The organism is uncultured Oceanicoccus sp., from assembly GCF_963968385.1.
Lineage (GTDB): Bacteria > Pseudomonadota > Gammaproteobacteria > Pseudomonadales > Dasaniaceae > Oceanicoccus.
Map to the genome: position 1 here is coordinate 1 of NZ_CAXAHB010000019.1, position 26,696 is coordinate 26,696.

The following is a 26,696-nucleotide window of genomic DNA, read 5'->3' on the forward strand; positions in this document are numbered from 1 at the left end:
TATGACCCTTTATCCTTGCTATGAATAACCAGTGGCATATAAAACCGCTGTGTAAACGCGATAAAGGCGACAGATGCTGCATAACTGGCATATTGAGACACAGACTCTTCTTCTAGCAGTAAATACGCTAACAAAAACAGAAGGCTGCCGGGTAGGGCTGATAATAAGTACCCTTTCCATGTAACACAGAGCTCGGTATCACAGTTGCTACATGGCATTGGCGCCAGCGGGCTCATGGTGGCTTTGTGCCAGCCAAGCGTGTGATCTTGCTGACAAGCTGGGCATATATCCATTCGATTAACCTTAATTATCTTTTGATTCTTGTTATTAGTGTCATTGATATTAAGTGATACGTCTAGATAATAGTTTGTCAGTTTTTACTATGGTTATTGATGCTATTGAGTTTGGGCCGTTTCATATCTGCCCATCATTTGATCCATTAATAGCTGCCTGACTCGCTGTTGTGAGTCATTGTTTAGGCAGTGCATATCTTCAATTAGTAGCCGCTGCCCAGCCATTAAGCGCCGCAAGGTGTTAATCGGTATTTCCAGTTGTACTCTGTCATTGGCTGTCGATGGTTCTTGCGGTGGCCCGATATTATAACGCTTGTTTGTTTTAGTGCGGCATTCTCTCATTTAAGATTCTCCCTATCGGCTAGTGCATGGTGGCGCTGATTAACTGCAAGGTATTGCCAGTAGTGATGCCTGTTTTTTCAGTACTGCATTCCAGACGTCTTATATTTCTATACAGATGGGCAATATATTGATTGATACTTATTCGCTCTTGCATGCTGTGGGCGGTTTGCTGCTCAAGTTGATCGATAGCCAGGCTATATATCTTTCTACTGTCGGCCTCATGACCTAGCATAACGCAGGTGTTGGCCAATAATACGGCTGAGGTGCTGACTAATTCACAGGCACTGCTACGATCAAGCACTTCACTGGTCATAATAATGCAAGCTGTCTCGTAGGCGCTGCCCAGAAAGGCTATGGCTTGCTGCCACTCTCTTTGGTCATAGAGTGCGCTGCCTTGATCAAAGCTATCCTGCCAGACGTTAATCGCTTGAACAGGATGGTCGTTCAGCATTGCTCGATGTTTGTCGCATAGAAATTTAATCGTCACTACCCTCTCCCTCTCCCTTTCTCTCTCTTGAGCTTAAGTACATTGAGTTCAACTATAATTGAGTTGAATAAACTATAAATGATAATCATTATCATTTGCAATAGTTAATTTAATCTCAGCACTTAATTTGCGGAATATCGGACCAGCGAGTGGTATAGGCTGGGGATAAGTACTGTTGGCGCATTTTCCAGCGCTGTTTTGAACCTTCGGCACCGATATAAACTGAACCTCGGCCATAGCGCCGGTTGATGCTATCCAGTGCTGCCATCAGGTGTTCGGATTTTAAGGGCTGTCCGGGGTGAAATAAGTCATTCTGCTGAAAGGTTTTATCCTGTAGTTCAATCAGCCCTACCCCGGCTTTTAGATAACGCCGCTGCGGTTGAAAAATATCCCTAACGGCCCTGCGCGCATAATGGATAATAAAACGGCTATCGTCGGTAGCAAACGGCAGTTTTAGGGTGCGGCTACGGCTGTAATAATCCGGCTCATAAGGCGAGGTATTGATAAAAACCTGTAGCGTTTTTACGCTGTGGTTTTGTGCTCTGAGTTTTTCAGCCGCTCTGGCCGCATAACCACTAACGGCATGTTCTAGCGGTTGCAATGCAGTGATTTTGTCACCAAAGGAACGGGTGCAGAAAATCTGTTGTTTAGCGGCCGGCTGCTGATCCAGTGAATAACAGGCAATGCCATTAAGCTCATTGATGGTGCGCTCAATATTGATATTAAACTGCTTGCGTAGTTGTTTGGGGTCAGCATTTGCTAAATCATAGGCGCTATTAATGCCCAATGCATTTAGCCGCTGAGCAAAGCGCGAACCTATGCCCCATACTTTTTTTACCGGCAAGCGCTGCTGTAGCCACTGCCATTTATAAGCTTGGTCGAGAACACAGACACCATTGAGTTTGGGAATTTTTTTGGCGGCATGAGCGGCTATTTTGGTCAGGGTTTTGCTGGGTGCTATACCGATTTCTACCGGCATTCTGACTTCGCGCCATACGGTCTGTTTAATGATTTCGCCGTAGGCTTTAAGGTCTTGATTGAGCCCGGCAACATCTAAAAACATTTCATCAATCGAATAAACTTCTATCTCCGGGGAAAAGCGGCTCAAGGTGGTCATTACGCGATGGCTGATATCACCATACAGTTCATAGTTAGAGGAAAAGATGGTGACGCCCTGCTGCTCTAATACATGCCGAATTTTATGGAAGGGCTCTAGATCAGGAATGCCCAGCGCTTTGGCTTCACGATTGCGAGCCACCACACAGCCATCGTTATTGCTTAGCACCACAACCGGTTTACCGCGTAAATCCGGGCGGTAAATCTGTTCACAGCAAGCAAAGCAGGTTTGGCAATCAGCTAAGAGGAACATGGCAGCGTATCCAGCGTCGTACTACCCCTTCAATCACTAGCTCACTATTGCCTATCGCAATCGGTTGCATCGCATCATTGGCGGGGAGTAATAATTGCCGTTCGGTATCGATGGTTTTGCAAGTCAGTTCACCATCAAGGGCTGCAATCACTAGGCTGCCATTTTTGGGTTCTATATGGCGTTCAACAATTAATAGATCACCGGGAAACAGGCCGACATTGATTTGCGACATGCCCACCACTCGGGCCAAAAAAGTTGAGCTGGGCTGCTCTATCAGTTTGTTAAGCAGGTCAATCTCTTCATCGATAAAATCATCTGCAGGGCTGGGAAAGCCTGCAGAGACGGAATGACTGTATTTGGGAATAAGAAGCACTTTCATAAGATCGGTATTTATACTGTATGTATGTACAGTATGTCAACATATCTTGATGATAAGTTGTTCTTTAATCTAGGTTTTTTGCTGGTTAGCGATTGCTTGAGCTAATAGCTTATCTCGATAATAGAGCTATTTATCACTGTTGATATCAAAGGTTGGCCAGGCGGCGCGGATATAAACTAGCATCGACCATAGTGTCAGTAGCGCGGATATATATAGCAATATCAGGCCACCATTGAGTAGCAAATCACTATCTAGCAACAAACCGCTATGCTGCGGGGCTACCGCTAACAGCACGATAATCGCTAAAATCTGGAAGGTGGTTTTTACTTTGCCGATATAAGAGACCGCTACGCTGGTACGTTTACCCAGTTCAGCCATCCACTCGCGCAAAGCCGAGATAACGATTTCACGGCCAATAATCACCATCGCAGGAATGGTAAACCACCAGCTGCCAAATCGCTCTACCAATAATACCAGCGCGATCGCCACCATCAGTTTATCGGCTACAGGGTCTAAGAAGGCGCCAAAAGGTGTGGACTGGTTGAGTTTGCGAGCCAAATAGCCATCCAGCCAGTCAGTAATACCGGCCAGCGCAAAGATCACCGCCGAAGCGATAAAGCTCCAGTGATAGGGAAGATAAAAGACAAGGACAAAAACCGGTATAAGAGCAATTCTAAACAGGGTAAGCGCGTTAGGTATATTCATTTATTTTTAAGTAATCAGTATCAACACAAGATGTTTGCCATTCTACCTATTATGCAGGGCTGCCACTATATCTCTGGCCAACTTTTCGCTGATTCCGGATATATTGGCTAAATCTTCTACGCTGGCCGCCTTCACTTCTTGCCAGCCGCCAAAGTGACGCAGTAATTCCCTTCGCCGTTTGGGACCAACACCGGGAATTCCTTGTAAGGGTGACTCGCGACGCTTTTTATCGCGGCGCTGTTTATGGCCGGTAATAGCAAAACGGTGTGACTCATCGCGAATATGCTGCACTAAATGCAAAGCCGAGGAATCGGCGGGCATAATAAATTCTTCATGGGTATCGGCGCGATAAAGTACTTCAAAACCCGCTTTGCGGGTGGTGCCTTTGGCCACACCGACAACTAGTAGATCGGTAATTTGTAGTTCTTGAAGTATCGATAAGGCTTGCGTCACCTGCCCTTTGCCACCATCAATAAAGAGAATATCCGGCATTGTAGCTTCTCCGGATTTAATCCGGGTATAGCGTCGACCCAGTGCTTGGCGCATCGCGCCATAGTCATCGCCGGCGGTGATCGCTTCGATATTAAAACGACGGTAGTCGGATTTTAATGGGCCGTTAGTATCAAACACCACACAGGAAGCCACTGTCGCTTCTCCACTGCTATGGCTAATATCAAAACACTCAAGTCGCTGTGGCATCTGCGGTAACTTAAGGGCTTGCTGCAAGGCTTCAAAACGTTGGTAAAGGGTTTGTTTGTTGGCAAGATGACCGGTTAAATTTTGCTGTGCTGTTTCACTCGCCAGTTTTAGCCATTTGGCGCGATTACTGCGCACTCGATTGCTGATGGAGATTTTGCGTCCAGAAGCAGTAGACAAAGCTTTAGCTAAGGCATCGGCACCATCAAACTCATGGCTGACTATAATTTCTCGGGGCATATTATCCGCACCGGCGCCATTGGCTAGATAATATTGCGATAAAAAAGCTTCAAGGATTTGTGGTTGTTGCTCATCCAAATGCACTTTAGGAAAATAACTTTTGCTACCCAGCACTCGTCCACCGCGCACAAAGAGTAGCTGGATACAAACAACCCCCGCCCGATAATCACAGGCCGCAATATCAATATCACCAGACTCCCCTTCAATATATTGACTGGCTTGCACCTGCTGCAAATATTGAATGTTGTCGCGATACTCCATGGCCTGTTCAAATTCCAACGCGGTGGAAGCAGCTTCCATTTTATTGGCCAACGCGGTAATGAGGTGTTTGTTTTTTCCTTCTAAAAACATCACGGTATGGCGAACAGACTCTGCATAGTCATCCGCGGCAACTTTATTAACACAGGGTGCGCTGCAGCGATTGATTTGGTATTGCAGGCAAGGACGCGAACGATGATTATAAAAGCTATCTTCACACTGGCGCACTTTAAAAACTTTCTGTAAAAGATTGAGGCTTTCTTTGACTGCGTAGGTATTTGGATAAGGACCAAAATAACGGCCTTGGCGTTTTTTTGCACCGCGGTGTACAGCAATACGGGGAAACTCATGTTGCGATGATAAATAAATATAGGGAAACGATTTATCATCGCGCAATAAAATATTATAGGGGGGGCGTTGCTGCTTAATCAGATTATGTTCCAGCAGCAGGGCTTCCGTTTCTGTATGGGTAATGGTGACTTCAATAGCGGCTATTTTTGACACTAGCGCTGCGGTTTTAACCGCTAAACCTTGCTGGCGAAAGTAACTGGATAAGCGGTTTTTCAGGTTTTTGGCTTTACCGGTATAGAGAATCTCACCATCGGCATCATACATCTGGTAAATGCCGGGCTTAGTGGTGAGTGTTTTTAAAAACGACGCATGATCAAACACCGGAGCCCTGTTCTCAGATGACTGGTTGTTAGATGATGGGTTCTCAGATAGCTTGTTATCAGCTGAGGTGTTAGTCGCTTTATCGGTCAAGAGGTTACTCTACGAAAAGTTAAGTTAATACGCCCCGCTACAGGCTTGGCGGTTTTAGGTATTTGGTGATGCCAGTATTGCTGTGTTGATCCGGCCATAACCAATAACGAACCGCCCTCTAAATCAATATGTACCGGTGTTGTCTGTTGCTGCCGTTGGCGTAGAGAAAAACGTCTAGTAGCACCAAAACTTAACGAAGCAATAATCGGCTGATGCCCTAGCTCCGCTTCATCATCACTATGCCAAGCGACACTGTCAGCACCATCGCGATAATAATTGGCCAAAACACTATTAAAACGGGTATTAAGCTGTTGTTCTACCTGTTGCTTCAGAGCGAGTAAACTATCTGTCCATGGAATTGGTGACATGTTTAAACCTGAATAGGTATAGGCGGCACCTTTATCACCATACCAAGCGTTCATTCTGGGAATCAATACCGACTTGCCATACATTCGAAGGGTATCCTGCCGCCATTGCAAATCATTAAGTAGCTGGTGATAAATCACCGAGTGATCGGCGATAAAGTTTTGGTAATAACTAATATCAGCCTGCGGCAAATCAAGCACTTGGGGTATAGAAGAAAATAAACCGGCTTGCACAGCGCTGACCTCAATAAATTTGCGGTTCTATTTCTAGATGAATAGCAAAGCGTTCTGCAATAGATTGCTGAACGGCTTCTGCCAATGCAAGCACTGCCTGACCATCACCCTGCTGATCATTAATCAATACCAGTGCCTGTTGCTCATGCATGCCTACCGGCCCCATTTTTTTCCCTTTCCAGCCAGCGTTTTCCAATAACCAACCGGCAGCAACTTTTATTTGGCCATCTGGCTGCGGATAACACACCATATCGGGGTAGCTGGTTAACAGTTGCTGTTGTTGCTGTTGACTGATTATCGGGTTTTTAAAAAAACTGCCGACATTGGCCAATACGGCAGGGTCAGGTAATTTGCTTTGGCGGATAGCCATTACCGCGCTGGACACTTGTTGTGCTGTGGGAGAGGCAATTTCTGCCGCTTGAAAATACTGCTGCAAAGCGCCATAGCTGATATTAGGGTTGTCGATTAGCGACAGGCGCAAGGTCACTGAGGTAATAAAAAAGCGATGTTTTAACTGCTGTTTAAATACACTATTACGATAGGAGAACTGGCATTCTTCGGCCGATAAATGACGCCACTCCTGTCGATCAAGATCCCAGCCATAAAGCGACTCGAAAATTTGTTCTAACTCAACGCCATAGGCGCCAATATTTTGAATCGGTGCGGCACCGACTGTGCCGGGAATTAACGAGAGGTTTTCCAGACCATAATAATGATGCCGCAAACAATATTGCACCAGATCGTGCCAGTTCTCTCCGGCCTGTGCGGTAACTAAAACATCATCGCCCTGCTGCTTGGTACTGATGCCTCTTAATCGGCAATACATAGCCAAGCCGTCAATATCCTGGGTCAATACCAGATTGCTACCGCCGCCAATAAAAACAACAGGCCAATGGTTATATTTGGCTAACTCAAGGGCACTGGTGACATCAGAAGGCTGATCGATCAAGGCCAAAAATCTGGCACTGGCATTGATGCCTAGCGTATTCAAAGCCTGTAAGGAAGCGTTTTGCCGTATTTGTAAGGTCATTGACATTACCGGAGTTTTGCATGCTGCTGGATATGCGCTAACAAGCCCTGACTGGCCTGCTCCACTAAATCCAGCACTGCTTCAAAACCATTATCATCGCCATAATAAGGATCGGGAACCGCTAATAGTTCGCTGTCGCCATAGCTTAAAAACAAACCCAACTCACCCGAATAGTTAGATGGACACAAGGCTTGCAAATCGGTCAGGTTGGCTTGATCCATAGCCAGTATATAATCAAATTGGTCAAAGTCACTACGGCTAACTTGTCTGGCGCGCAGTGGTGTTAAATCATAACCACGTTTTGCCGCCGCGGCGACTGATCGACTATCCGGTGGTTTGCCGCTATGCCATGCTGCCGTACCGCAGGAGTCAGTGTCAATACGATGGTTTAGCTGATGATCAGCCACTAGCTGTGCAAATACCCCGTGTGCGGTCGGTGAGCGACAGATATTGCCAAGACAAACAAAAAGAACACTAACGTCCACTGTTAGGCTTTATCTTGAGTCAACAGAGCACGAACCGCCTCTAGGTCCTGCTCGGTATCAACACCTGCGGGAATAGTCTCACAAGCTTCGCTGGCCATGATAGTGACGCCGTTCTCTAAGGCCCGAAGTTGCTCCAGTTTTTCAGTGCGCTCTAGTGAGCTGGCTGGCCATTGAACAAATTGATGTAACAATGCAACGCGGTAGGCATAGATGCCGATATGGCGATAGTAATTGACTCCTAGCGGTAGCTGGCCATCGTTACTGGTAAAAGTATCGCGACTCCAAGGGATTGGCGCACGGGAAAAATACAAGGCCCTGCCGTTAGTATCCATAGTGACTTTAACAACATTGGGGTTAAAGACTTCATCACTATCAGTAATGTTTTCTACCAGCGTTGCAATACCAGCCTGTGGGTTATGCTGTAACTGCATGGCGACCTGATTGATAACACTGGCAGGGATTAATGGCTCATCACCTTGCACATTAACCACGATATGCTGATTATCAAGTTTAAGTTGGCTAACCACTTGCTGCAGCCGATCAGTGCCCGACTCATGATCTTTTGAAGTCATCACCACTTCGGCACCAAAACCTTGTGCAACGGATTCAATACGCTGATCGTCGGTAGCAATAATAACGCGCTCGGCAGCGCTTTGCGTGGCCTGTTGATAAACATGTTGCACCATGGGTTTGCCAGCAATATCGGCCAGCGGTTTTCCCGGCAGCCGACTTGACCCATAGCGAGCAGGTATAACTATGCTAAAACTCATGACGGCTGTCTCGATGGCAGTGATTGAATTTGTTTCACTATACTATCAAAAAATGACTGTTCTATCGCAGCCTCTACGGGTAATACCCAGCTATTTTCAGGAGGCTGCATATTGCCTAATTTGACCGCATCCTTGGCTGTCATAATAATCGGCAAAGGTTCAGAAAATTGAAAATCATCATGGCTAAAGTTGTAGTGATCGGCAAAGGCATGTTCAACCGGATCAAAACCTAGCTGGCGCAAGCTAGTAAAAAAACGTTCAGGATGACCAATGCCGGCCACTGCGTGAACCCGTTTGCCATAAGGCCATTTATCTATCGCGACCACAGCGTTAGTATCAATCGATTGGAGCGCTTGTGCTTGCAATTGCATGGGATAAAACGGTATTGCGCTGGGCAGTTGCAATACGCCCTCACCATTGCCAATAATATAATCAACCTGCGATAGACGACTGACACACTCCCTTAGTGGTCCTGTTGGCAGTAACCAGTTATTACCAAAACCGCGCTTGGCATCGACTACTGCGATTTCAATCGCTCTTTTCAATGCATAGTGCTGTAGTCCGTCGTCACTAATCACTACATCGCAATCATTATCGGTTAGCAGCATTGCGATCGCTTGTTGTCTATTGGCACCAATCACAACGGGCGCGGCGGTGTTCTGCGCAATGAATAGCGGCTCATCACCGCTATGCAGGGGTGAACTCGATGCTGTTACTGCATAGGGATAGTTGGGGGCATGACTGCCATAACCGCGGCTGATTACGCCAGGCTTAAAACCTTTGTTGCGTAGGGCTTTAACTAAAGCAATTACTACCGGTGTTTTGCCGGTGCCACCTACCGTAATATTGCCCACTACAATAGTCGGTACCGCTGGCTTGAAAGCAGACAAAATGCCTACACGAAAACTCAATCGACGAATAAACGTCAGCAAAAAATAAATTAGCGACAATGGCGCCAATAGATATAGCCACAGTGATTTCTGGTACCAGCTGCGAACAATGCGATGTTCCAATGTAGAAAGAGCCATAGCAGTTTAATCGCTGAGTGGTTGTTTGGTGGTTAGGCTAAGTTGCTCAAAGCCTAACTGCCCCGCCGCATCCATAGCAGTGATAACGGCCTGATGCGGTGCGGTAGCATCGGCACTAATAATAAGCGGTAGTTTAGCATTATCGGCTGAAAGCTGTTGCAGTGTGCCCATAACGGTGTCGACTGTCGACGAAACTAGACGGCGGCCATTAATCTGATAGTGGCCATTGGCATCAATCGCAATGGTGATTGATTGGGCTATATCTGTTGTCGTCTCACCCGTGGCTTCCGCTAAATCCAAACTGAGTTGGGTTTGCTGGGTAAAGGTGGTGGAAACCATAAAGAAAATTAGCAATAAAAAGACAATATCAATTAGCGGGGTTATATCCACTGCAACGGCTGGCTTATATTGACGTTTAAATTGCACGGTATCTGTCCTGCTTAGCTTGGTTTGCTATCGATTTTACGATCGCCATGTAGGGCATCAACTAATTTGATGGCCTGCTGTTCAAGGGTCACAATCACTGAATCGATTTTGCCGGAATAAAAACGATGCATCATTAACGCTGGAATAGCGACACCTATGCCGGCCGCGGTAGTGATTAAAGCCTCTGAAATACCGCCGGCAAAGACAGCGGCATTGCCGGTACCTTGCAACATGATTTCAGTAAAGACTTTAATCATGCCAATAACGGTGCCCAATAAGCCCAGCAAGGGAGTCACAGCAGCTATGGTACCCAGTGCGTTTAGGTAACGCTCCAAATCATGGACCACTTGGCTAGCGGCTTCTTGAATGCTTTCTTTCATTGCATCGCGACCATGGTGGGAGTTGCCTAAACCGGCAGCCAGTATGCGACCCAGTGGCGATGTCGTTTTTAATTGACGAATCCTAGCAGCATCAAGCTGATTGTTTTTTATCCAGCCCCATACCTCTGCCAATAGATTGGGTGGCGCAATGGTCTTGGCATTCAAAACGAAATAACGCTCAATACAAATAGCGACGGCGACAATGGAACAGATAATGATCGGTAGCATAAGCCAGCCACCGGCTTTGACCAATTCGAACACCTTGCTTCCCTCCCGCGATAAAGCAGATCGGCTGATACGATTATTATTGCTTTAATAAGCCTGCATTATACTGGTCAGCCAGTTAAAAACTATGCGCAACGGCAATTCTAGCTGAAAAAGTTAGTCTTCATGCTGTAACCAATAGCGGCGGTGCTTTTGACGGAACAGCTCTGGCTCTAACCGTTGATTATTACGGATAGTCAATGTCAGTGCTCCGGTTTTGCTAGTGATATAGGTGTCTATGCCCAATGCATGATAACGATCGACGATCGTGCTATGCGGATGACCAAATTGATTGCGGTAACCACTGCTAATAACCACAAGTTCAGGATTAACGGTTTTGAGAAAGGGCCATGAGGAAGAACTATGGCTGCCATGATGCGGCGAAATCAATATATTGGCGGCTAATTGCGTGTCGTATTGTTGCACTAAATCCATTTCCATTGAGGCATCAATATCACCGGGCAAAAGAAAACTAATATCACCTGCCGTGATTTTAAGGACGCAGGAGCGATTATTGCTTTTAACGGCAGTTTGGGCCTTAGTGGATTGGAGAAATTCAAACCTCACCTGATCCCGTTGCCAGGGTTGCTGCTGTGAGCAAAATCGACCATCAATAACAGTCTCTGTTGGTTTTTCGCCATAGAACAGCTGTTTGGTTTCTATCTGCTTAACAAAACCCTGCCAGCCGCCAATATGGTCATTATCGCCATGGCTCAAGACTAAAGTATCAATAGCTTGTAGTCCGTGATAGCGAAGATAGGGAATCACTACTGCGCTAGCGGTATTAAATTGTTCGCTATATTTAGGTCCAACATCATAAACTAGCGTGTAGTTACGCGTATCAATGACTATGGCTAAGCCCTGCCCGACATCTAAAATCGTTAGACGCAAGTCGCCATTGGCCAGCTTTGGTGGTTGATAAAAAATAAGGGGTAATAACATCACTACAGCCCAGTTTTTAACGGGTATACCTTTGGGCAGTAACAACAAAGCAACACCGAGCAAGGCTAAAATCTTAACCGGCCAGGGTCTAAAACCGATATACACGGTATTATCAACAGCTGTGTTAGCAATCAGTTCAAGATACTGCAGCGCCCAAGCTAGCAAAGCATTAACAGCCTGCCACATTATAAATGCGAGCGAATAATCCAACGAGAAAAGCAAAGCCGCGATAAAATTAACCGGCACAATAATCAAACTAAACAGCGGCACTAATAGGATATTGGCTACGGGTGACCAAAAACTAATCTGTCCCAGTAAAATGCCTAACACGGGTAATAAGCCGATAAAAACCAAGCACTGAGCCGACCCCAGTTTTGTCACTGCATTTGCAGCGGGATATCGCCCTACTGCTCCATAAAATAGACAAATAACAGCGCCAAAAGATAACCAGAATGACAATGAGGCAGGTGCTAACGGGTCAAAAATTAAACACAATAACAAAGCGACGACTACGGCTTGACTCGCCGCTATATAACGACGACAAAACAGACTTATCATCACTACAAAAATCATAATTAGCGCGCGTTGGGTCGGTAAGGTAAAACCGGCTGCCAATGCATACATCGCTGCAAAACCTAAAGCTAAGCCTGCGGCCCATCGCTCTGCCGCTTGTGCAGGCATTAATAGCAAGACCAAAAAACGCGTTAACGTAAACACTAAAGCGCTCACCAGACCTATATGCAAACCGGATATCACCATTAAATGGGTGGTGCCAGTGGTTGCAAACAAATCCCATTGCTGGCGGCTGATACCTCGCTTATCTCCAATCAGCAAGGCTTTGATTAAGTGACGGTTGGATAAATCTGCAGCATGCCTGTCCAACAGCTGGGCCACATGCCAGCGCCAGCGATCAATCGACCAGTTGTTAACCCCTAATAATTGATTTTTCGGGTGCGCAACAACCCGACCGACACCGCCAATCCCTTGCTGAATTAACCAACTTTGATAATTAAAACCACCCGGATTAGCCATACCATAGGGTCGCTTTAAACTGACTTGTAAACGCCAATGCTGGCCTGGAATGATCGTAAGGTCTTTATACCAATTAAGTCTTATCAAGGTGATATTATCGTTGCAGGCCTCTGTCGTTAGGCATAACGGTTGGCTAACAGCCAATTGAAAACGGGTTACTGGCTGACCTCGATTAACATCAGTGACCGGTAGACCAACGACTTTACCCTCAACCCATAATAATTTTTGCTGCCAATCTACCGGTAGTTGTGAATCAATCACCTGATAACCACTCATCACACCCCAACAGAATCCGGCTATCAAACATGCCGTTAAATAACAGCGCAATAACCAGAGGCAACTTGCCAATGGTATGGCTAAAGCAACAAAAGCTAATGCCGGTAATTGAGAGAGTTGGCTGGTCAGGGCGATCCCCGCCGCTATTGCTATCATCCTTAACAGCATAAGACTTATCCTTAAGTCATTTTTGTATTAAGCCGGCTAGTGATGCCGGTTAATTCCATGCATAATACGCTCGGCTACTAATACAGCAATAGCAAATCGCATTCACTCGATGCAGATCTTATTGGTCAGTCAGTTTTATTGTATTGTAAATACCGTTTATTTGTTTTGGGAACCTTCGCCTATATGGCACGCAACATTATCAAGCGCTTTATCCCTGATTCTGACTGGATTAAGCAACAGAAGTCGCTTAAGTTCCTTGAGGGCTGGCTACACGACTCCAACCTTTGGCATATGAATCGTCACTCGGTGTCTGCTGCGGCGTTTATCGGTTTTTTTGTTGCCTTTATCCCCCTGCCGATACAAATGGTTATTGCTGCTTTGATGGCCATTATGCTACGCGCCAATTTGCCTATTGCCATTGCCTTGGTATGGATCAGCAATCCCGTGACTATGGCGCCCATTTTTTATCTCGCTTATAAGGTCGGCCTTGCGGTAATGGATACCGAAGTGAGTCAGTTTAATTTTGAGTTGTCATGGGAATGGCTGCGCTACGGACTGATTAATATATGGCAGCCCTTGCTGCTGGGTTGTTTGCTATGTGGCTTATTTTTTGGCTTGCTGGCCTCAACGTTTGTTCGTCTGGCCTGGCGGCGATATGCGATTCGCAATTGGAAAGAGCGCTCTAGAAAACGTCAGGCCAAAACTTGATTATTGATGTCTTAAGGCCTCAGCCGGCAGCACACGGGAGGCACGCCAAGCCGGATAAATCGTCGCCAAAACACTGATAACACAGGCTGTACCACCGATTATCAGCACATCGTGCCAGCGTAAATCCGAGGGCAAATAGTCGATCGGGTAAACATCGGAGTTAAGGAATTGAATCTGAAAAAGCTGCTCTAGTAGCGCTACAATATCCGTAATCGTTAGCGATAAAGCCACGCCCAATGCGGTACCTGCCGCCGTACCGATTAATGCAATCACCGTTCCCTGCACCATAAAGATCGCCATAATACCTGCCGGACTAGCGCCAGCTGTTCGCAAAATAGCAATATCACCGCGTTTATCGGTAACCACCATCACCAAGGCAGAGACGATATTAAAGGCCGCTACCGCAATAATGGTTAATAACATCAAGCCAACCAACTGTTTGGATAATTGAATGGCGGAATACAGATTGCCATGACTGCGAGTCCAATCTCGGGCGATATAACCATAGGGAATATTTTGCTCCAACTCCCAAGCAACGCGCGGCGCTTGAAAGGTGTCTTTAACGGTTATTCGCATGCCCTGACGCCGTTGCTCAGGCGGCATTAATGATAAGGCTGTCTCAATCGCGATTAACGCCACCGATTGATCAAGCTCGGTACCTGTGTCGAAGATATCGGCTATGGTTAATTGAATAAACCGTGGTGAAATCGCGCCGCTAGTATTTTCCTGCGGCACCATCATATTAACCACCCCGTCAATCGCAACGCCCAGACGGGATGCCAAGGCAGCACCTAAGAGTATTTGCCGACTATCCGATTCAAGACTCGCTAATGCCTCGGCTTTAACATAATCAGTAATAATTGAAACGTTTTTTTCTTGCTGGGGATCGATGCCATAGATCAGCGCGCCTTCTACCTTGGTTCCTTTAAGCAACATGGCATTTAGCTGGGCAAATGGTGCTATCGCTTTGACCTCGGGGTGGTAAAGCAGTGTCTTGCGAATATGCTGCCAATCCTGCTCGGCATTGTTGGTATCGCCATAGGCGATCACATTAATCTGTGGCACTAGACCTAAGATACGGGTTCGCATTTCACGGTCAAAACCGTTCATCACCGAGAGCACTAAAATCAGTAGTGCAACACCCACCGCCATGCCCACCATGGAGACTAGGGAAATAAACGAAACCAATTGGCTACGCCGCTTAGAGCCGGCATAACGCAGGCCAATAAACAGGGCATAGGGCTTAAACAAAGGACTAACCTTCTCTGAGTTGGCCGTCGACCAACGAAAGCTTGCGATCCATTTGATCGGCCAGAGACAAGTCATGGGTGACTACAATAAAACAGGTTCCTAAAGTTTTATTGAGATCATGCATAAGGCTGTGAATAGAGTCAGCGCTATGCTGATCAAGATTGCCGGTTGGTTCATCCAGCAACACGCACTGCGGCTGGGTAACCAGCGCTCTGGCAATGGCAACACGTTGACGCTCGCCGCCGGATAACTCTGATGGCTTGTGATCTAGTCGATCAGCCAGACCCACTTGGCTTAATATCTCGGTTGCGATGGGTTTAATACTTGAGGGACTATCGCCGCGAATTAATAACGGCATGGAAACATTTTCCAGGGCAGTAAACTCACCCAGAAGATGATGAAACTGATAGACAAAGCCTAGATAACGATTGCGCAATTGGCCGCGTTGTTTTTCATTGATGCCAGCCATTGTCTGGCCGGCGATAATCACATCGCCGGAGCTGGGAACATCCAGCCCGCCTAACATATTTAATAAGGTAGATTTGCCCGCGCCAGAAGCGCCCACAATGGCTACTCGCTCGCCACTACGAATAGAAAAATCGACACCATTGAGCACCACTAGGGGCTGCGGCCCTTGCTGATAACTTTTGTGGAGTGCCCGGCACTCTAGAACGATGGGTTTTTGCAAAAAACTGTCCACTTTTGGTTGCGGTAAAAACATTGATATTTATTCATAACGCAAGGCTTCAGCCGGCTGTATTTGTGAGGCTCGTATAGACGGATAAATGGTTGCAATCACACTGAGCAATAAACCACAGCAGCTGACCCAGAGTATATCACTGCACTGTAACTCTGAAGGAATGCGGCTGATAAAATACACCTCGGGATTAAATACTTGGGCACCCAATAAGCCCTCCAGCATGGCAACGATATCACCAACATAGAGTGCCAGAGGAATACCGATGGCTACGCCCACCAGTATACCGGCAAAGCCGACTGCAACACCTTGAATCATAAACAGACGTAAAATTAATGGCGGGGATGCTCCCATGGTTCTTAAGACCGCAATATCTGCGCGTTTGTCAGACACCATCATGGTCACAATAGAAACAATATTTAACGCGGCGATCAACACAATAATCATTAATAATAGTGACACCATGGTTTTTTCCATCGCCACGGCGTTAAACAAACTGCCTTGTGTCTCGGACCAATCTTTGGCAACACTGCCGGTTGGCATGGTTTTGGCCAATTCAGGCAAATAAGACGGTGCTAAAAATAGATCGGATAATTGTAATCGCAGGCCTTTAACCTGATTACCTGTTTGGAACAGCTTTTGTCCATCGGCCAAATGAATAAACACTGTATTGCCATCAAGATCAGCGCCTACCTGAAAAATACCGGCAACGGTAAACCGCTTAACCCGTGGAAAAATACCGACTGGGGTTACCGTTACCCGAGGCAAAATAACACTGATCTCATCACCCACATAAACCCCCAAATGGCGGGCAAGAATGTCGCCGAGTACGATCTGATAACCGCCCTGCTGCAAATCCATTAACTGGCCTGCAATCATACTGGCGTCAATGGTGGAAACTTTGGCTTCAGCCTCTGGGTCGATGGCATATAACATAGCGCCGCGCACCATGCCGGGACGGCTTAGCATCACGGTACCATCAATATAGGGAGATGCGGCAACCACCGAATCGGATTTGGTCAGCTGTTTTTGCCAGCTCGGCCAATCCGACAGGCGTTGTTCGGGACCATCGATATAGCCATGGGGAATCACAGATAAAATACGACCGCGCAATTCCGCCTCAAAACCATTCATCACCGACATCACCACCACCAATGCAGTGACCCCAAGCATCATGCCTAATAGAGAAATCAGCGAAACAAAGGAGATAAACTGATTCCGGCGCTTGGCTCGGGTATATCGCAATCCAATAAACAGGGATAAAGGTTGATACATTGGCTGCCAGTCAGTGAGTTGTAGTGATATTTCGACCAAGCTGTACTACAGTAAGGCAAGAGCTAGTCAGTACTGGTTTATTATTACCACCATGGTACCGAATAATCACCATAAAGCCCATTAATACGGAGTTGATCCACGTGAAGAATAATCCGGTGACCCAGTCCACCGCTAATGAAAGGCGGAGTTTTTTTCGTGTGAATGACCAAGTGCTACTGCGCTATCAACCGGTCGATGAAAGTAGCGCGCTAGCTAATAGGATCCCTGCGGCATTTAAAACAGACCCCGGTTATTGCTTAATGCAAGAATTGCAGGCGATCGACCGCAACCATGCCGTATTTTTACGGGCTATTGCTGAACAAAATCGTGATCTTGAAGCCTACTTAAAAGGTCAGGATAAAAAACTGGAATTGATCGCCGCTAAAATTATCGAACATGAAGGAACAGCCCCCGATCAGAAAAAGCAACGAGTGTCGATAAGCGAAGGCGGTCTTTCAATACAGTCTGATTCACCACTAGCCAATAACGGTTATCTCGCTCTGCAAATCACCTTATTACCCACTCACCATACCTTGATGGTGTTTGCCAAGGTGATTAATTGTTCTGCAGTCAGTGCAGGTGGCTATAATATCGCGCTTAGCTTTATCCATTTAAAAGATAGCGATCGTCAACAGCTTGCCAAACATATTATGCAGCTACAACTCACCCAGCGGCGCAATAAGACCAGTGACGACTAAGGCTGTTGCAAGCCCTATCTCTCACACTGCAGCGATAAGCCTAAAAATTACTTATTCTATCAATCAATAACTAGGCCACTTAATTTAGGTGGATATCGAACCATGACCAAAGATATAAAAATCGACGACGTTAATATTGATGGATTACGCCCATTGCTTCCCCCAGCGATTTTAATGGAAGAGCTACCCGTCAGCGACACTAGCGCCGATATGATTAGCCGCAGCCGTAGCGATATTGCCAGTATTTTTACTGGCGACGATGATCGTTTATTGGTGGTGGTTGGCCCCTGCTCTATTCATGATACCGATGCCGCGCTTGACTATGCCCATTGCTTGAAAAAAGCAGCCGATCTGTATCGGCAAGAGCTACTGATTGTGATGCGAGTTTATTTTGAAAAACCCAGAACCACCGTAGGCTGGAAAGGTTTAATCAATGACCCCTATCTTGATGGCAGTTTTCATATTAATCAGGGTCTGCGTATTGCCAGAAAGTTATTGATCGATGTTGCAGAAATTGGCCTACCTGCCGGCTGTGAATTCCTAGATACCATTTCACCCCAGTTTTTTGCCGATCTGGTTTCCTGGGGAGCGATTGGCGCCAGAACCACCGAAAGTCAAATTCATCGTGAACTGGCCTCTGGGTTATCAATGCCTATCGGCTTTAAAAACGGCACGGATGGCAGTATCCAAATCGCTATTGATGCCATCGGTGCAGCCTCGCACCCGCATCATTTTTTATCGGTGACCAAGCAAGGTATTTCGGCTATTGTGACTACCCGCGGTAATAACGATTGTCATATTATTTTGCGCGGCTCTAACAAGGGCCCCAACTATGACAATAGCGCTGTCCGTGAGGCAGTCGAGCTATTGGACAAGCATCAACTAAATCAACAGCTGATGATTGATTGCAGTCACGGTAATAGCAATAAGGATTTTTCAAGACAGCCCAGGGTTGCCGCTGATATAGGTGAGCAGATTGCCAATGGCGCCACTGCAATTGCCGGCGTTATGATTGAGAGTCATTTGCTGGAAGGCAATCAGAAAACGCCCGACAGCTATGGCGTGAGTATCACTGATGCCTGTATTTCTTGGCAAACGACAGAGTCGGTATTAAGTGGCTTAGCTGAGGCTGTGAAGCAACGGCGTGGCCGTAAGTAGATATCTGGTAACAATTTACCCATTAACGGCCTCAGCCTGTTTAGCCCGGTTAAAACCGTTGATTGCCACCAAAGCGCTGAATCAGCTTATCGACTACACCATCGGTAGCATAGGAAACCGCCAGCCCAAGTTTTTCCTGTAATGTTTTCTTGGTTTCAAAGCTGACCGCATAAATATGACTATCATCACGGCGTGACATTAGATACTCATCACTGGTCTGAATATCATCAATCAGCTTATGCTCTAAAGCCCGTTTTCCGTACCAGATTTCACCGGTAGCCACTTGCGCAATATCAACTTGCGGGCGATGCTCGGTGACAAAGCTTTTAAATAACTCATGGGTATCTTCAAGGTCTTCAACAAATTTGGCTTTACCCTTTTCCGTATTTTCGGCAAACATAGTGACGGTGCGCTTATGCTCACCGGCAGTAAACATTTCAAAATCCACATCATTTTTTTTCAATAAGCGATGGAAGTTTGGCAGTTGTGCGACCACACCAATAGACCCAATAATGGCAAACGGTGCCGCTAAAATCTTGGTACCAATACAGGCCATCATATAGCCGCCACTGGCAGCCACTGCATCGACAATAATCGTTAAGGGAATACCCTGTTTGGTAATGCGGGTCAGCTGAGATGCCGCAAGACCATAGGTATGCACCATGCCACCGGGGCTCTCCAGACGTAATACCACCTCATCATCTGATGTCGCCATGGTTAACACGGCGCTAATCTCTTCACGCAGACTTTCAACCGCAGAAGCTTTGATATCACCGTCGAAACTTAGCACATAAATACGCTTTTTCTGCTCTTGCTCAGCTTTGGATTGCTTTTTCTTGTCTTCTTTCTGCTTTTTCTTTAGTGACTTGGCTTCTTTTTTTAATGCTTCATCATCTAAAACGACGGCTTTAAGAGCCTGTTCATGATCATTGTAATTATCATTGATCAGAGTAACTTCAATTTGACCGTCCTGTTCTTTTTTGGCACGACTACTGGCAGCAATAATACCGACAACAACAAATAAGATAGCCGCAACAATAGTGACAGCTTTAGCCAGAAATAGGCTGTAATTAATAACGAATTCCAATGTCATACCTCGGTATCAGTGTTGCTAACAACGCAACTATGGCTTAGTGATTAGCTTGCAGGCAGGCAATCTTGGAGTGATAGAGCGAGTAAGTCAAGATAGGTGAAGCGCTTCAGACCACGCGTTGAACAAGCTGTACTAGACAGACTTACTGTTAACAAGGCATTATCAGCACTGGGAAGGGAATTTGTCTTAATGTAGGATGCATCTATATCTATATCTGTATCTATAACGAACAAACTTTGATCATTGCTATCAAATCATCGCTAGGTTTGTGGCAGGTGCCGAATGTTTATCTATTCATGGAACGCACAAACGGCCTAATCAACCGCTATAGGCCATGCCAATTATTGATAATGATTACTATAATCCTGCTTGCACTACACCAAGCCATACTTGAGTAATCAGCGGGCTGTATTTAAGAGTCAGTCGACCTGTATAATGTATTTAATATATTATTAATAACAGATTGTTATGATTAATAATTAAAGTAAATTATACTTATAGGCCGTTGCCTATCGGTCAAGTAAAACACCATTAAAGACGCAATTGATAAATAATTGTTACAAAACAGCAAAACCTATCTACCTAAGAGTTAATAAACTTAATTAGATAACTAACATAAAGTCGAACTTAAAGGAGTACCTCATGGCTCAAACCATGCCTCAAACCATGTCCGAGGCCATTGTCGCGAATTTTCTCGGGCAGGCCCCTCAATGGTACAAAAAGACCATTATCGCTTTTTTAGTGTTGAACCCTATATTGCTCTATACAGTGGGTCCCTTTATTACCGGCTGGATACTGATACTGGAATTTATTTTTACTCTGGCGCTCGCGCTGAAGTGCTACCCTCTTCAACCGGGCGGTTTGCTAGCGATCGAGGCGATTGCCATTGGCATGGCTTCGCCTGAAGCGGTTTACCACGAAGCTCATAATAACTTTGAAGTTATTTTGTTATTGATCTTTATGGTGGCGGGTATTTATTTTATGAAGAACCTGCTGCTATTTGTGTTCACCAAAATTTTACTAGGAATTAAATCCAAAAAAATTCTGTCGTTACTGTTTTCACTGGTAGCGGCTGTATTAAGTGCTTTTCTTGATGCACTCACGGTGACAGCGGTACTGATCAGTGTCGGTGTTGGCTTTTACGCGGTATACCATAAGGTAGCCTCGGGTAAAAATCTCGAAAACTCACATGACCCTACTGATGACACTGGCGTGGTTGACTTTCATCGAGAAGACCTTGAAAAATTCAGAAGCTTTTTGCGTAGTCTGCTAATGCATGGTGCTGTAGGTACTGCTTTAGGTGGTGTTTGTACGCTGGTAGGGGAACCACAAAATCTACTGATTGCTGAAAAAGCAGGCTGGGACTTTATTGAGTTCTTCCTCAAGATGGCACCCATTACCATGCCGGTTTTAGTGGCAGGCTTATTGACTTGCTTGATGCTGGAAATCACCAAAACCTTTGGCTACGGTGCTGAGCTACCAAAAACTGTGAGAGATGTGTTAGAAGAATTTGCCAGACAACAGGACAGTAAGCGCACTACCCGAGATAAAGCCGCGCTGCTTGTTCAAGCACTGGTTGCCCTGTTTCTGGTTGTCGCCCTAGCCACCCACGTGGCCGCTGTGGGTATCGTTGGCTTAAGTATTATCGTGTTGTTGACTGCCTTTAACGGCATTATCGAAGAGCATCAACTGGGTCATGCCTTTGAGGAAGCCCTGCCCTTTACCGCATTATTAGTGGTGTTCTTTGCCATTGTCGCCGTCATTGAGCAGCAGCACCTGTTTAGCCCTGTTATCAATGCCGTCTTGGCGATGGATAACAGCATTAGGCCGACCATGTTTTTTATTGCCAACGGTGTGCTATCGATGATTAGTGATAATGTTTTTGTGGCAACGGTTTATATCAATGAAGCCAGAGCGGCTTTCGATGCCGGTACCATTACTCGCGCCGAATTTGACACCATGGCTATTGCAATTAACACCGGAACCAATATCCCCAGTGTCGCGACACCCAATGGACAGGCCGCATTTCTGTTTTTATTAACTTCTGCCTTGGCGCCGCTGATCAGATTGTCGTATGGCAAGATGGTTATTATGGCATTTCCCTATACTATCATTATGGGTGGTGTTGGTTTGGCTGCCGTTTATATGGTGCTTTAAGCCGACCATGGCTGGCGTTAGAGCTTAAGCTTTAACGCCAGCGATTATTGCCATCACTGGCTTTATCAATTTCCTGCAGACGAATCTCATGTGCCGCCAATTCTTCATTATCTGCCGCAATCACTTTTAAGGCTGGCCGCTTTTTAGCCAAACGCTTGATCGATTGTTGAGCTCGACCACTATTATCCTGGGTACTTTCACCAGCCAATAACAAATTGGTTTGCCCGCCGGTCATCAACAAATAGACATCGGCGAGAATTTCGGCATCTAATAATGCACCGTGTAAATCACGGGCGGAATTATCAACCTCGTATCGGGAACACAGCGCATCCAGACTATTGCGCTGGCCGGGATGTTTTTGTCTTGCCATCACCAGAGAATCGACCACCGAACAGTAGTCGGTCACTTTGCCCAAGCTTTTTTTAAGCAGTTTAAACTCATGATCGATAAAGCCGACATCGAAAGGCGCGTTATGAATAATCAGCTCGGCGCCATCAATAAAGTCCAAAAACGCCTGATTAATTTGATGAAACAGAGGTTTGTCAGCAAGAAACTCATTGGTAATGCCATGCACTTCCATTGCTCCGGCGTCCACTTCGCGCTCTGGATTAATATACTGATGATAGTGGCGGCCGGTTAATTTACGATCGACCAATTCAACACAGCCAATCTCAATAATCCGATGTCCCTGTGAAGGTTCCAGACCAGTGGTTTCGGTATCAAGTACTACTTGTCTCACGATATGCTCCTAACTAGCGCAGTTTTACAACTGGTCACAGCCCTGATTAGCCAACTGGTCGGCAATGTCGTTTTCACGATGACCGCTATGGCCTTTGACCCATTGCCAGTTGATCGAATGACGAGCGATCTGCTGATCAAGCGCCTGCCAATACTCAATATTTTTAACCGGTTTTTTGGCGGCGGTTTTCCACCCTTTCGCTTTCCAACCCGCCAACCATTCGGTGACACCCTGTAATACATATTTTGAATCGGTATAAAGGGTGACATCACAAGGTTCTTTTAAGGCCTTTAGGCCCTCAATAGCCGCCTGCAATTCCATTTTATTATTGGTGGTATTTTTAGCACCACCGCACAATGACTTTTCTGTAGCGCGATCGCCTGTTAAACGAATAAGAACGCCCCAGCCACCAGGCCCGGGGTTGCCGCGACAGGCGCCGTCAGTAAAAATTTCAACCGCTTTGTTGACAGACTTCAAACAATATTCTCTTTATATAGTGGTGTTTTTTCAGTTTTGTTAATCGGCATATAATGCGTTGCGCGAGGTTTTACCGGCGACAAACCGGCAAAAGGATCTCTTGCCCTTTTCCAGCTCGGCTTAATCGGTAGCATGCCGGCCTGTTGTTTTATCGCTGAAATCATATAAAAGCCACCTAATGGCCACTGCTTTAAAAAGCGTTTCAGTGCAGGCTTATCGCTGCGCTCCAACCATGCAGGGCTATGATAACCGAAATGACAGCACTGTGTTTCAAAACCCAGCAGACTTATCCAATCTTTTAATCTGCACGAACTAAGACGGTGATTTTGCCAGATGGAATCAGGTAAAAAACGGGCAAACTGCGCATATAGCCCCAAGGCTGACCAGGGATTAAAACCGATAATGATTAAATGCCCATGGGGAATAATCACCCGTTGTATCTCTCGCAGTAAAGTATGGGGGTTGCTGACATACTCCTGCACATGATGCACCAAAACCACATCCAGACTTTCACTGTCAAAGGGCAGCTGATCAAACGCACTACGCATATGACCGCTGGAAGCTAAGGGATGGCTTTGATAGTTATTTTGCACCCGGCTGTTAGTACACAATTGCAAGCGGGGGTCGACACTGAGTTGCAGCAGGTGATAGCCAAAACTGGCGGCAATGGCTTCATTGATCAGGGCCTGCTGGCGTTTTAGCATTAGCTGGCCAGTTTCACCATCAAACCACTGCTGTAATAGTGATAACAATAATTCTGGATCTGGCTGTTTAGTAAACCGCTTAAGACTTTCTCTCACAACGCGCCCTCAATATCGAACAATTATCATAACGGATCGTGGTTATTTATCTACACTTAGGGCACACTCATCGTGTTAGAAACAAATAGTGTTAGAAACAAATAGTGTTAGAACCAACTACACAACCGATAGCCATGATCCAAATAATACCTATATCAGCGTTTGATGATAATTATATCTGGTGTCTTTATGACGATATCAGCCAGCAGGCTGTGGTCGTAGATCCCGGTGATGCCAAGCCTGTTATTGCTGCACTGGATGCAATGCAGCTTGACTTGGTCGCGATACTAATTACCCACCATCACTTTGATCATACCGGAGGGATAGATGAGTTGGTGGCTCAATATAAGGTTCCGGTTTACGGCCCGCGTAGCGATCATATCGATCAAATTACCCATCATCTGGCCGAGTCAGATACCCTGTCGATAATGGGGCTAGACTTTATCACGCTGGAAGTGCCTGGCCATACTCTTGATCATATTGCCTTGTATTGCGAGCAAGCCGACGGTGGCCCCATCTTATTTTGCGGTGATACGTTATTTGCCGGTGGCTGTGGTCGCCTGTTTGAGGGCAATCCCGCGATGATGCTATCCTCACTGACTAAACTGGCAGAACTATCCGCCGATACCCGTGTCTACTGTGCCCACGAATATACGCTGGCTAATTTGGCTTTTGCCAATGCCGTAGAACCGGATAATCAGGCCTTGCAGCAAAGAATTAGCCAAGCTACTGGCTTGCGGCAACAGGGCCTACCCACCCTACCGTCGACCATAGCTACAGAAATAGCCACCAACCCGTTTTTACGTTGTCATCAAACGGCCGTGATTGATCGTGCTAAACAACACCGTCAGGATGACTGTGCGGATAGTACAGCGGTATTTGCAACGATTCGTGGCTGGAAAGATAATTTTTCCGTCTGAAAGTCCTTGATTGACCTTAATGGCGCGCATCAATACAATGGCGCCCAGCAAAAACAAGATCACTAAAAATAACTAAGTTGTTAATTATCAAATATTTAAATTATTTAATTAAAGTAATATCAAGCATATTACTGCTTACCAGTTGTCAGACAACACAACCAGAACCTCCCGCCTCTATAGCAGAGCCAGAGCCTGTTGTGATTAACCATCAAACCGCAAGCGCGCTAATCGATAACAACCCCCGCGAGTTTTTTACGGATTACGGCACACCTCACTACTGCCGCTACAGCCAAACTAAACCCATCGCTAACACCCCTGTTTGGGTCACACCCACTACGATCTGGCAGCGTATCAGACTGGGTTTTGCAATGGATTTCGATATTCAGCAACAGCGAGTGGATGCTGAGTTTAATTGGTATCAAAAAAATCCCAGCTATATGGCAAGAGTCAGCGAACGATCGCGACGCTATATTTATCATGTCACAGAGCAACTGGAACAGCAGGGCCTACCGCTTGAACTGGCCCTACTGCCTATTGTTGAAAGCGCCTATGACCCCTTTGCTTATTCCCATGGCAGAGCTTCGGGCATGTGGCAGTTTATTCCTGCTACAGGACGTATGTATCAGCTAGAGCAGACATGGTGGTTTGACGGTCGCCGGGATATTATCGATTCTACCAAGGCAGCTATCAGCTATCTGACCATGCTAAACCAATACTATAACGGTGATTGGTTATTAGCGCTGGCAGCTTATAACGCCGGTCAGGGTAATGTGAACAAAGCCATTAGAAAAAACAAACGGCGTGGCAAGCCTACTGATTTCTGGTCGCTGGATTTACCGAGCGAAACCCGCAGCTATGTTCCCAAGTTGCTGGCTTTAGCCAAGCTAATCGACAACCCTCAGCGTTATGGCTGCGTGCTGTATCCGGTAGCCAATAGCCCTTATTTTGTCGAGGTCGACACCCATTCACAAATTGATCTTGCCCAAGCAGCAACGATGGCGGGTATTGCTATTGACGAACTCTATCGTCTTAACCCTGGCTTTAATCGCTGGGCGACTTCACCGCAAGGCCCTCATCGCCTATTGCTACCCATTGGTAATAGCGTCAAGTTTCAGGCAGAGCTAGCAAAATTACCACCACAGCAACGTTTACACTGGCAGCGTTATAGCGTAAAAACTGGTGATTCTTTATCCGTGTTAGCCAAGCGATTTAATACCGGTGTGGACACCATCAAGACTATCAATAACATTCATCACGATACCATTCGCATTGGCCAAACCTTAATGATCCCCACTGCCTCAGAAGCAGGACAGCACTATTCCCTCAGTGCCGAACAGCGCCTTGCCACGATTCAAAACAGACGTAGAGGTGGCAATAACAGCCGGCAAATTTATTACACCGTCAGCAACGGTGATAGCCTATGGTCTATCGCCAGCCGTTATAATGTCACAATCAAAAAATTAAGCCATTGGAATGGCATTGCTCCTAAGGACGTCCTTAAACCCGGCCAAAAATTAAGCCTATGGATTAAAGATCCAGTTAAGCTTAACACCGCCACACAGCGTGATGCGGTGGTCAGAAAAGTGGGCTATAAAGTTCGCAATGGCGATTCACTGGCCCGTATTGCTAATAAATTCAATGTAAAGATAAAAGATATCCTTAAATGGAATTCGGTGAATCCCAAGCACTATCTTCAGCCGGGTCAGCGTTTGACGCTTTATGTGGATATTACTAACGGTGTGAATTAATCATG

The 26,696-nt window shown here is 46.1% G+C and carries 28 protein-coding genes; 6 read left to right on the plus strand and 22 right to left on the minus strand.

Annotated features, from left to right (window positions below; all coding sequences use genetic code 11):
- From AACP44_RS03460 to AACP44_RS03530, 15 genes are all read right to left on the minus strand, one after another.
- A partial coding sequence (locus tag AACP44_RS03460) for a hypothetical protein (protein ID WP_339339042.1) occupies positions 1-293 on the minus strand: 293 nt, incomplete at its 3' end.
- Positions 294-395: 102 nt separating this feature from the next.
- Complete coding sequence (locus AACP44_RS03465; RefSeq protein WP_339339044.1) at positions 396-635, minus strand: hypothetical protein; 240 nt, start codon at positions 633-635, stop codon at positions 396-398.
- Positions 636-654: 19 nt separating this feature from the next.
- The gene (locus tag AACP44_RS03470) at positions 655-1,122 is read right to left on the minus strand and encodes a hypothetical protein (RefSeq protein ID WP_339339046.1); all 468 of its coding nucleotides are present in this window, start codon (positions 1,120-1,122) and stop codon (positions 655-657) included.
- 115 nt (positions 1,123-1,237) lie between these two features.
- On the minus strand, positions 1,238-2,491 hold the full coding sequence (locus AACP44_RS03475; protein ID WP_339339048.1) for a Y-family DNA polymerase: 1,254 nt from the start codon (positions 2,489-2,491) through the stop codon (positions 1,238-1,240).
- Positions 2,475-2,870, minus strand: a complete 396-nt coding sequence (gene umuD, locus AACP44_RS03480; RefSeq protein WP_339339050.1) for a translesion error-prone DNA polymerase V autoproteolytic subunit — start codon at positions 2,868-2,870, stop codon at positions 2,475-2,477. Before umuD ends, AACP44_RS03475 begins: the two co-directional genes overlap by 17 nt.
- Before the next feature lie 126 nt (positions 2,871-2,996).
- Complete coding sequence (gene pgsA / locus AACP44_RS03485; protein WP_339339052.1) at positions 2,997-3,575, minus strand: CDP-diacylglycerol--glycerol-3-phosphate 3-phosphatidyltransferase; 579 nt, start codon at positions 3,573-3,575, stop codon at positions 2,997-2,999.
- A gap of 42 nt (positions 3,576-3,617) precedes the next feature.
- On the minus strand, positions 3,618-5,441 hold the full coding sequence (gene uvrC / locus AACP44_RS03490) for an excinuclease ABC subunit UvrC (RefSeq protein ID WP_339339092.1): 1,824 nt from the start codon (positions 5,439-5,441) through the stop codon (positions 3,618-3,620).
- An 86-nt stretch (positions 5,442-5,527) separates the two neighbouring features.
- Complete coding sequence (locus tag AACP44_RS03495) at positions 5,528-6,130, minus strand: alpha-ketoglutarate-dependent dioxygenase AlkB (RefSeq protein ID WP_339339054.1); 603 nt, start codon at positions 6,128-6,130, stop codon at positions 5,528-5,530.
- Between the two features lie 10 nt (positions 6,131-6,140).
- A complete protein-coding gene (gene murB / locus AACP44_RS03500; RefSeq protein ID WP_339339056.1) occupies positions 6,141-7,160 on the minus strand; it encodes a UDP-N-acetylmuramate dehydrogenase in 1,020 nt (339 codons plus the stop codon).
- Positions 7,161-7,165: 5 nt separating this feature from the next.
- On the minus strand, positions 7,166-7,645 hold the full coding sequence (locus AACP44_RS03505; RefSeq protein WP_339339058.1) for a low molecular weight protein-tyrosine-phosphatase: 480 nt from the start codon (positions 7,643-7,645) through the stop codon (positions 7,166-7,168).
- A gap of 2 nt (positions 7,646-7,647) precedes the next feature.
- Positions 7,648-8,415, minus strand: a complete 768-nt coding sequence (kdsB, locus tag AACP44_RS03510) for a 3-deoxy-manno-octulosonate cytidylyltransferase (RefSeq protein ID WP_339339060.1) — start codon at positions 8,413-8,415, stop codon at positions 7,648-7,650.
- Entirely contained in the window at positions 8,412-9,443 is a 1,032-nt protein-coding gene (gene lpxK / locus AACP44_RS03515) for a tetraacyldisaccharide 4'-kinase (RefSeq protein ID WP_339339062.1), read from the minus strand. The genes kdsB and lpxK overlap by 4 nt, the downstream gene beginning before the upstream one ends.
- A gap of 6 nt (positions 9,444-9,449) precedes the next feature.
- Positions 9,450-9,869 (minus strand): biopolymer transporter ExbD, encoded by a 420-nt coding sequence (locus AACP44_RS03520; protein ID WP_339339064.1) that lies wholly within the window; start codon positions 9,867-9,869, stop codon positions 9,450-9,452.
- 14 nt (positions 9,870-9,883) lie between these two features.
- Positions 9,884-10,510 carry a MotA/TolQ/ExbB proton channel family protein gene (locus AACP44_RS03525; protein WP_339339066.1) on the minus strand — a complete coding sequence of 209 codons (627 nt, stop codon included), beginning with the start codon at positions 10,508-10,510 and terminating at the stop codon, positions 9,884-9,886.
- A 120-nt stretch (positions 10,511-10,630) separates the two neighbouring features.
- Complete coding sequence (locus AACP44_RS03530) at positions 10,631-12,931, minus strand: DNA internalization-related competence protein ComEC/Rec2 (protein WP_339339068.1); 2,301 nt, start codon at positions 12,929-12,931, stop codon at positions 10,631-10,633.
- Positions 12,932-13,114: 183 nt separating this feature from the next.
- Here AACP44_RS03530 and AACP44_RS03535 point away from each other — a divergent pair, with 183 nt between their 5' ends.
- Entirely contained in the window at positions 13,115-13,639 is a 525-nt protein-coding gene (locus tag AACP44_RS03535) for a DUF2062 domain-containing protein (RefSeq protein WP_339339070.1), read from the plus strand.
- On the opposite strand, the gene AACP44_RS03540 is transcribed toward AACP44_RS03535, so the two are convergent.
- The 3 genes from AACP44_RS03540 to AACP44_RS03550 are packed head-to-tail and all read right to left on the minus strand — an operon-like array spanning position 13,640 to position 16,862.
- Positions 13,640-14,890: a lipoprotein-releasing ABC transporter permease subunit gene (locus tag AACP44_RS03540; RefSeq protein WP_339339072.1), complete on the minus strand. Its 1,251-nt coding sequence runs from the start codon at positions 14,888-14,890 to the stop codon at positions 13,640-13,642.
- A 4-nt stretch (positions 14,891-14,894) separates the two neighbouring features.
- Positions 14,895-15,578, minus strand: a complete 684-nt coding sequence (lolD, locus tag AACP44_RS03545) for a lipoprotein-releasing ABC transporter ATP-binding protein LolD (RefSeq protein WP_339339073.1) — start codon at positions 15,576-15,578, stop codon at positions 14,895-14,897.
- A gap of 39 nt (positions 15,579-15,617) precedes the next feature.
- The gene (locus tag AACP44_RS03550; RefSeq protein ID WP_339339075.1) at positions 15,618-16,862 is read right to left on the minus strand and encodes a lipoprotein-releasing ABC transporter permease subunit; all 1,245 of its coding nucleotides are present in this window, start codon (positions 16,860-16,862) and stop codon (positions 15,618-15,620) included.
- Between the two features lie 197 nt (positions 16,863-17,059).
- On the opposite strand from AACP44_RS03550, the gene AACP44_RS03555 reads away from it, so the two are divergent.
- Both AACP44_RS03555 and AACP44_RS03560 read left to right on the plus strand, forming a co-directional pair.
- On the plus strand, positions 17,060-17,599 hold the full coding sequence (locus tag AACP44_RS03555) for a PilZ domain-containing protein (protein ID WP_339339077.1): 540 nt from the start codon (positions 17,060-17,062) through the stop codon (positions 17,597-17,599).
- 102 nt (positions 17,600-17,701) lie between these two features.
- Positions 17,702-18,757 carry a 3-deoxy-7-phosphoheptulonate synthase gene (locus AACP44_RS03560; protein WP_339339078.1) on the plus strand — a complete coding sequence of 352 codons (1,056 nt, stop codon included), beginning with the start codon at positions 17,702-17,704 and terminating at the stop codon, positions 18,755-18,757.
- 49 nt (positions 18,758-18,806) lie between these two features.
- Here AACP44_RS03560 and sohB read toward each other — a convergent pair whose 3' ends face one another.
- The gene (gene sohB, locus AACP44_RS03565) at positions 18,807-19,844 is read right to left on the minus strand and encodes a protease SohB (protein WP_339339094.1); all 1,038 of its coding nucleotides are present in this window, start codon (positions 19,842-19,844) and stop codon (positions 18,807-18,809) included.
- 648 nt (positions 19,845-20,492) lie between these two features.
- On the opposite strand from sohB, the gene nhaB reads away from it, so the two are divergent.
- A complete protein-coding gene (nhaB, locus tag AACP44_RS03570; RefSeq protein WP_339339080.1) occupies positions 20,493-22,007 on the plus strand; it encodes a sodium/proton antiporter NhaB in 1,515 nt (504 codons plus the stop codon).
- Positions 22,008-22,038: 31 nt separating this feature from the next.
- Here nhaB and dnaQ read toward each other — a convergent pair whose 3' ends face one another.
- From dnaQ to AACP44_RS03585, 3 genes are read right to left on the minus strand one after another with little or no spacing between them, the layout of a single operon-like run.
- Positions 22,039-22,746, minus strand: a complete 708-nt coding sequence (gene dnaQ, locus AACP44_RS03575; protein WP_339339082.1) for a DNA polymerase III subunit epsilon — start codon at positions 22,744-22,746, stop codon at positions 22,039-22,041.
- Between the two features lie 24 nt (positions 22,747-22,770).
- A complete protein-coding gene (gene rnhA / locus AACP44_RS03580) occupies positions 22,771-23,223 on the minus strand; it encodes a ribonuclease HI (RefSeq protein ID WP_339339084.1) in 453 nt (150 codons plus the stop codon).
- On the minus strand, positions 23,220-24,023 hold the full coding sequence (locus AACP44_RS03585; RefSeq protein WP_339339086.1) for a class I SAM-dependent methyltransferase: 804 nt from the start codon (positions 24,021-24,023) through the stop codon (positions 23,220-23,222). The genes rnhA and AACP44_RS03585 overlap by 4 nt, the downstream gene beginning before the upstream one ends.
- 104 nt (positions 24,024-24,127) lie before the next feature.
- On the opposite strand from AACP44_RS03585, the gene gloB reads away from it, so the two are divergent.
- Together gloB and AACP44_RS03595 are read left to right on the plus strand one after the other, a co-directional pair.
- Positions 24,128-24,943 carry a hydroxyacylglutathione hydrolase gene (gloB, locus tag AACP44_RS03590; RefSeq protein ID WP_339339088.1) on the plus strand — a complete coding sequence of 272 codons (816 nt, stop codon included), beginning with the start codon at positions 24,128-24,130 and terminating at the stop codon, positions 24,941-24,943.
- A gap of 197 nt (positions 24,944-25,140) precedes the next feature.
- A complete protein-coding gene (locus tag AACP44_RS03595) occupies positions 25,141-26,691 on the plus strand; it encodes a LysM peptidoglycan-binding domain-containing protein (RefSeq protein WP_339339090.1) in 1,551 nt (516 codons plus the stop codon).
- Positions 26,692-26,696 lie beyond the last annotated feature (5 nt).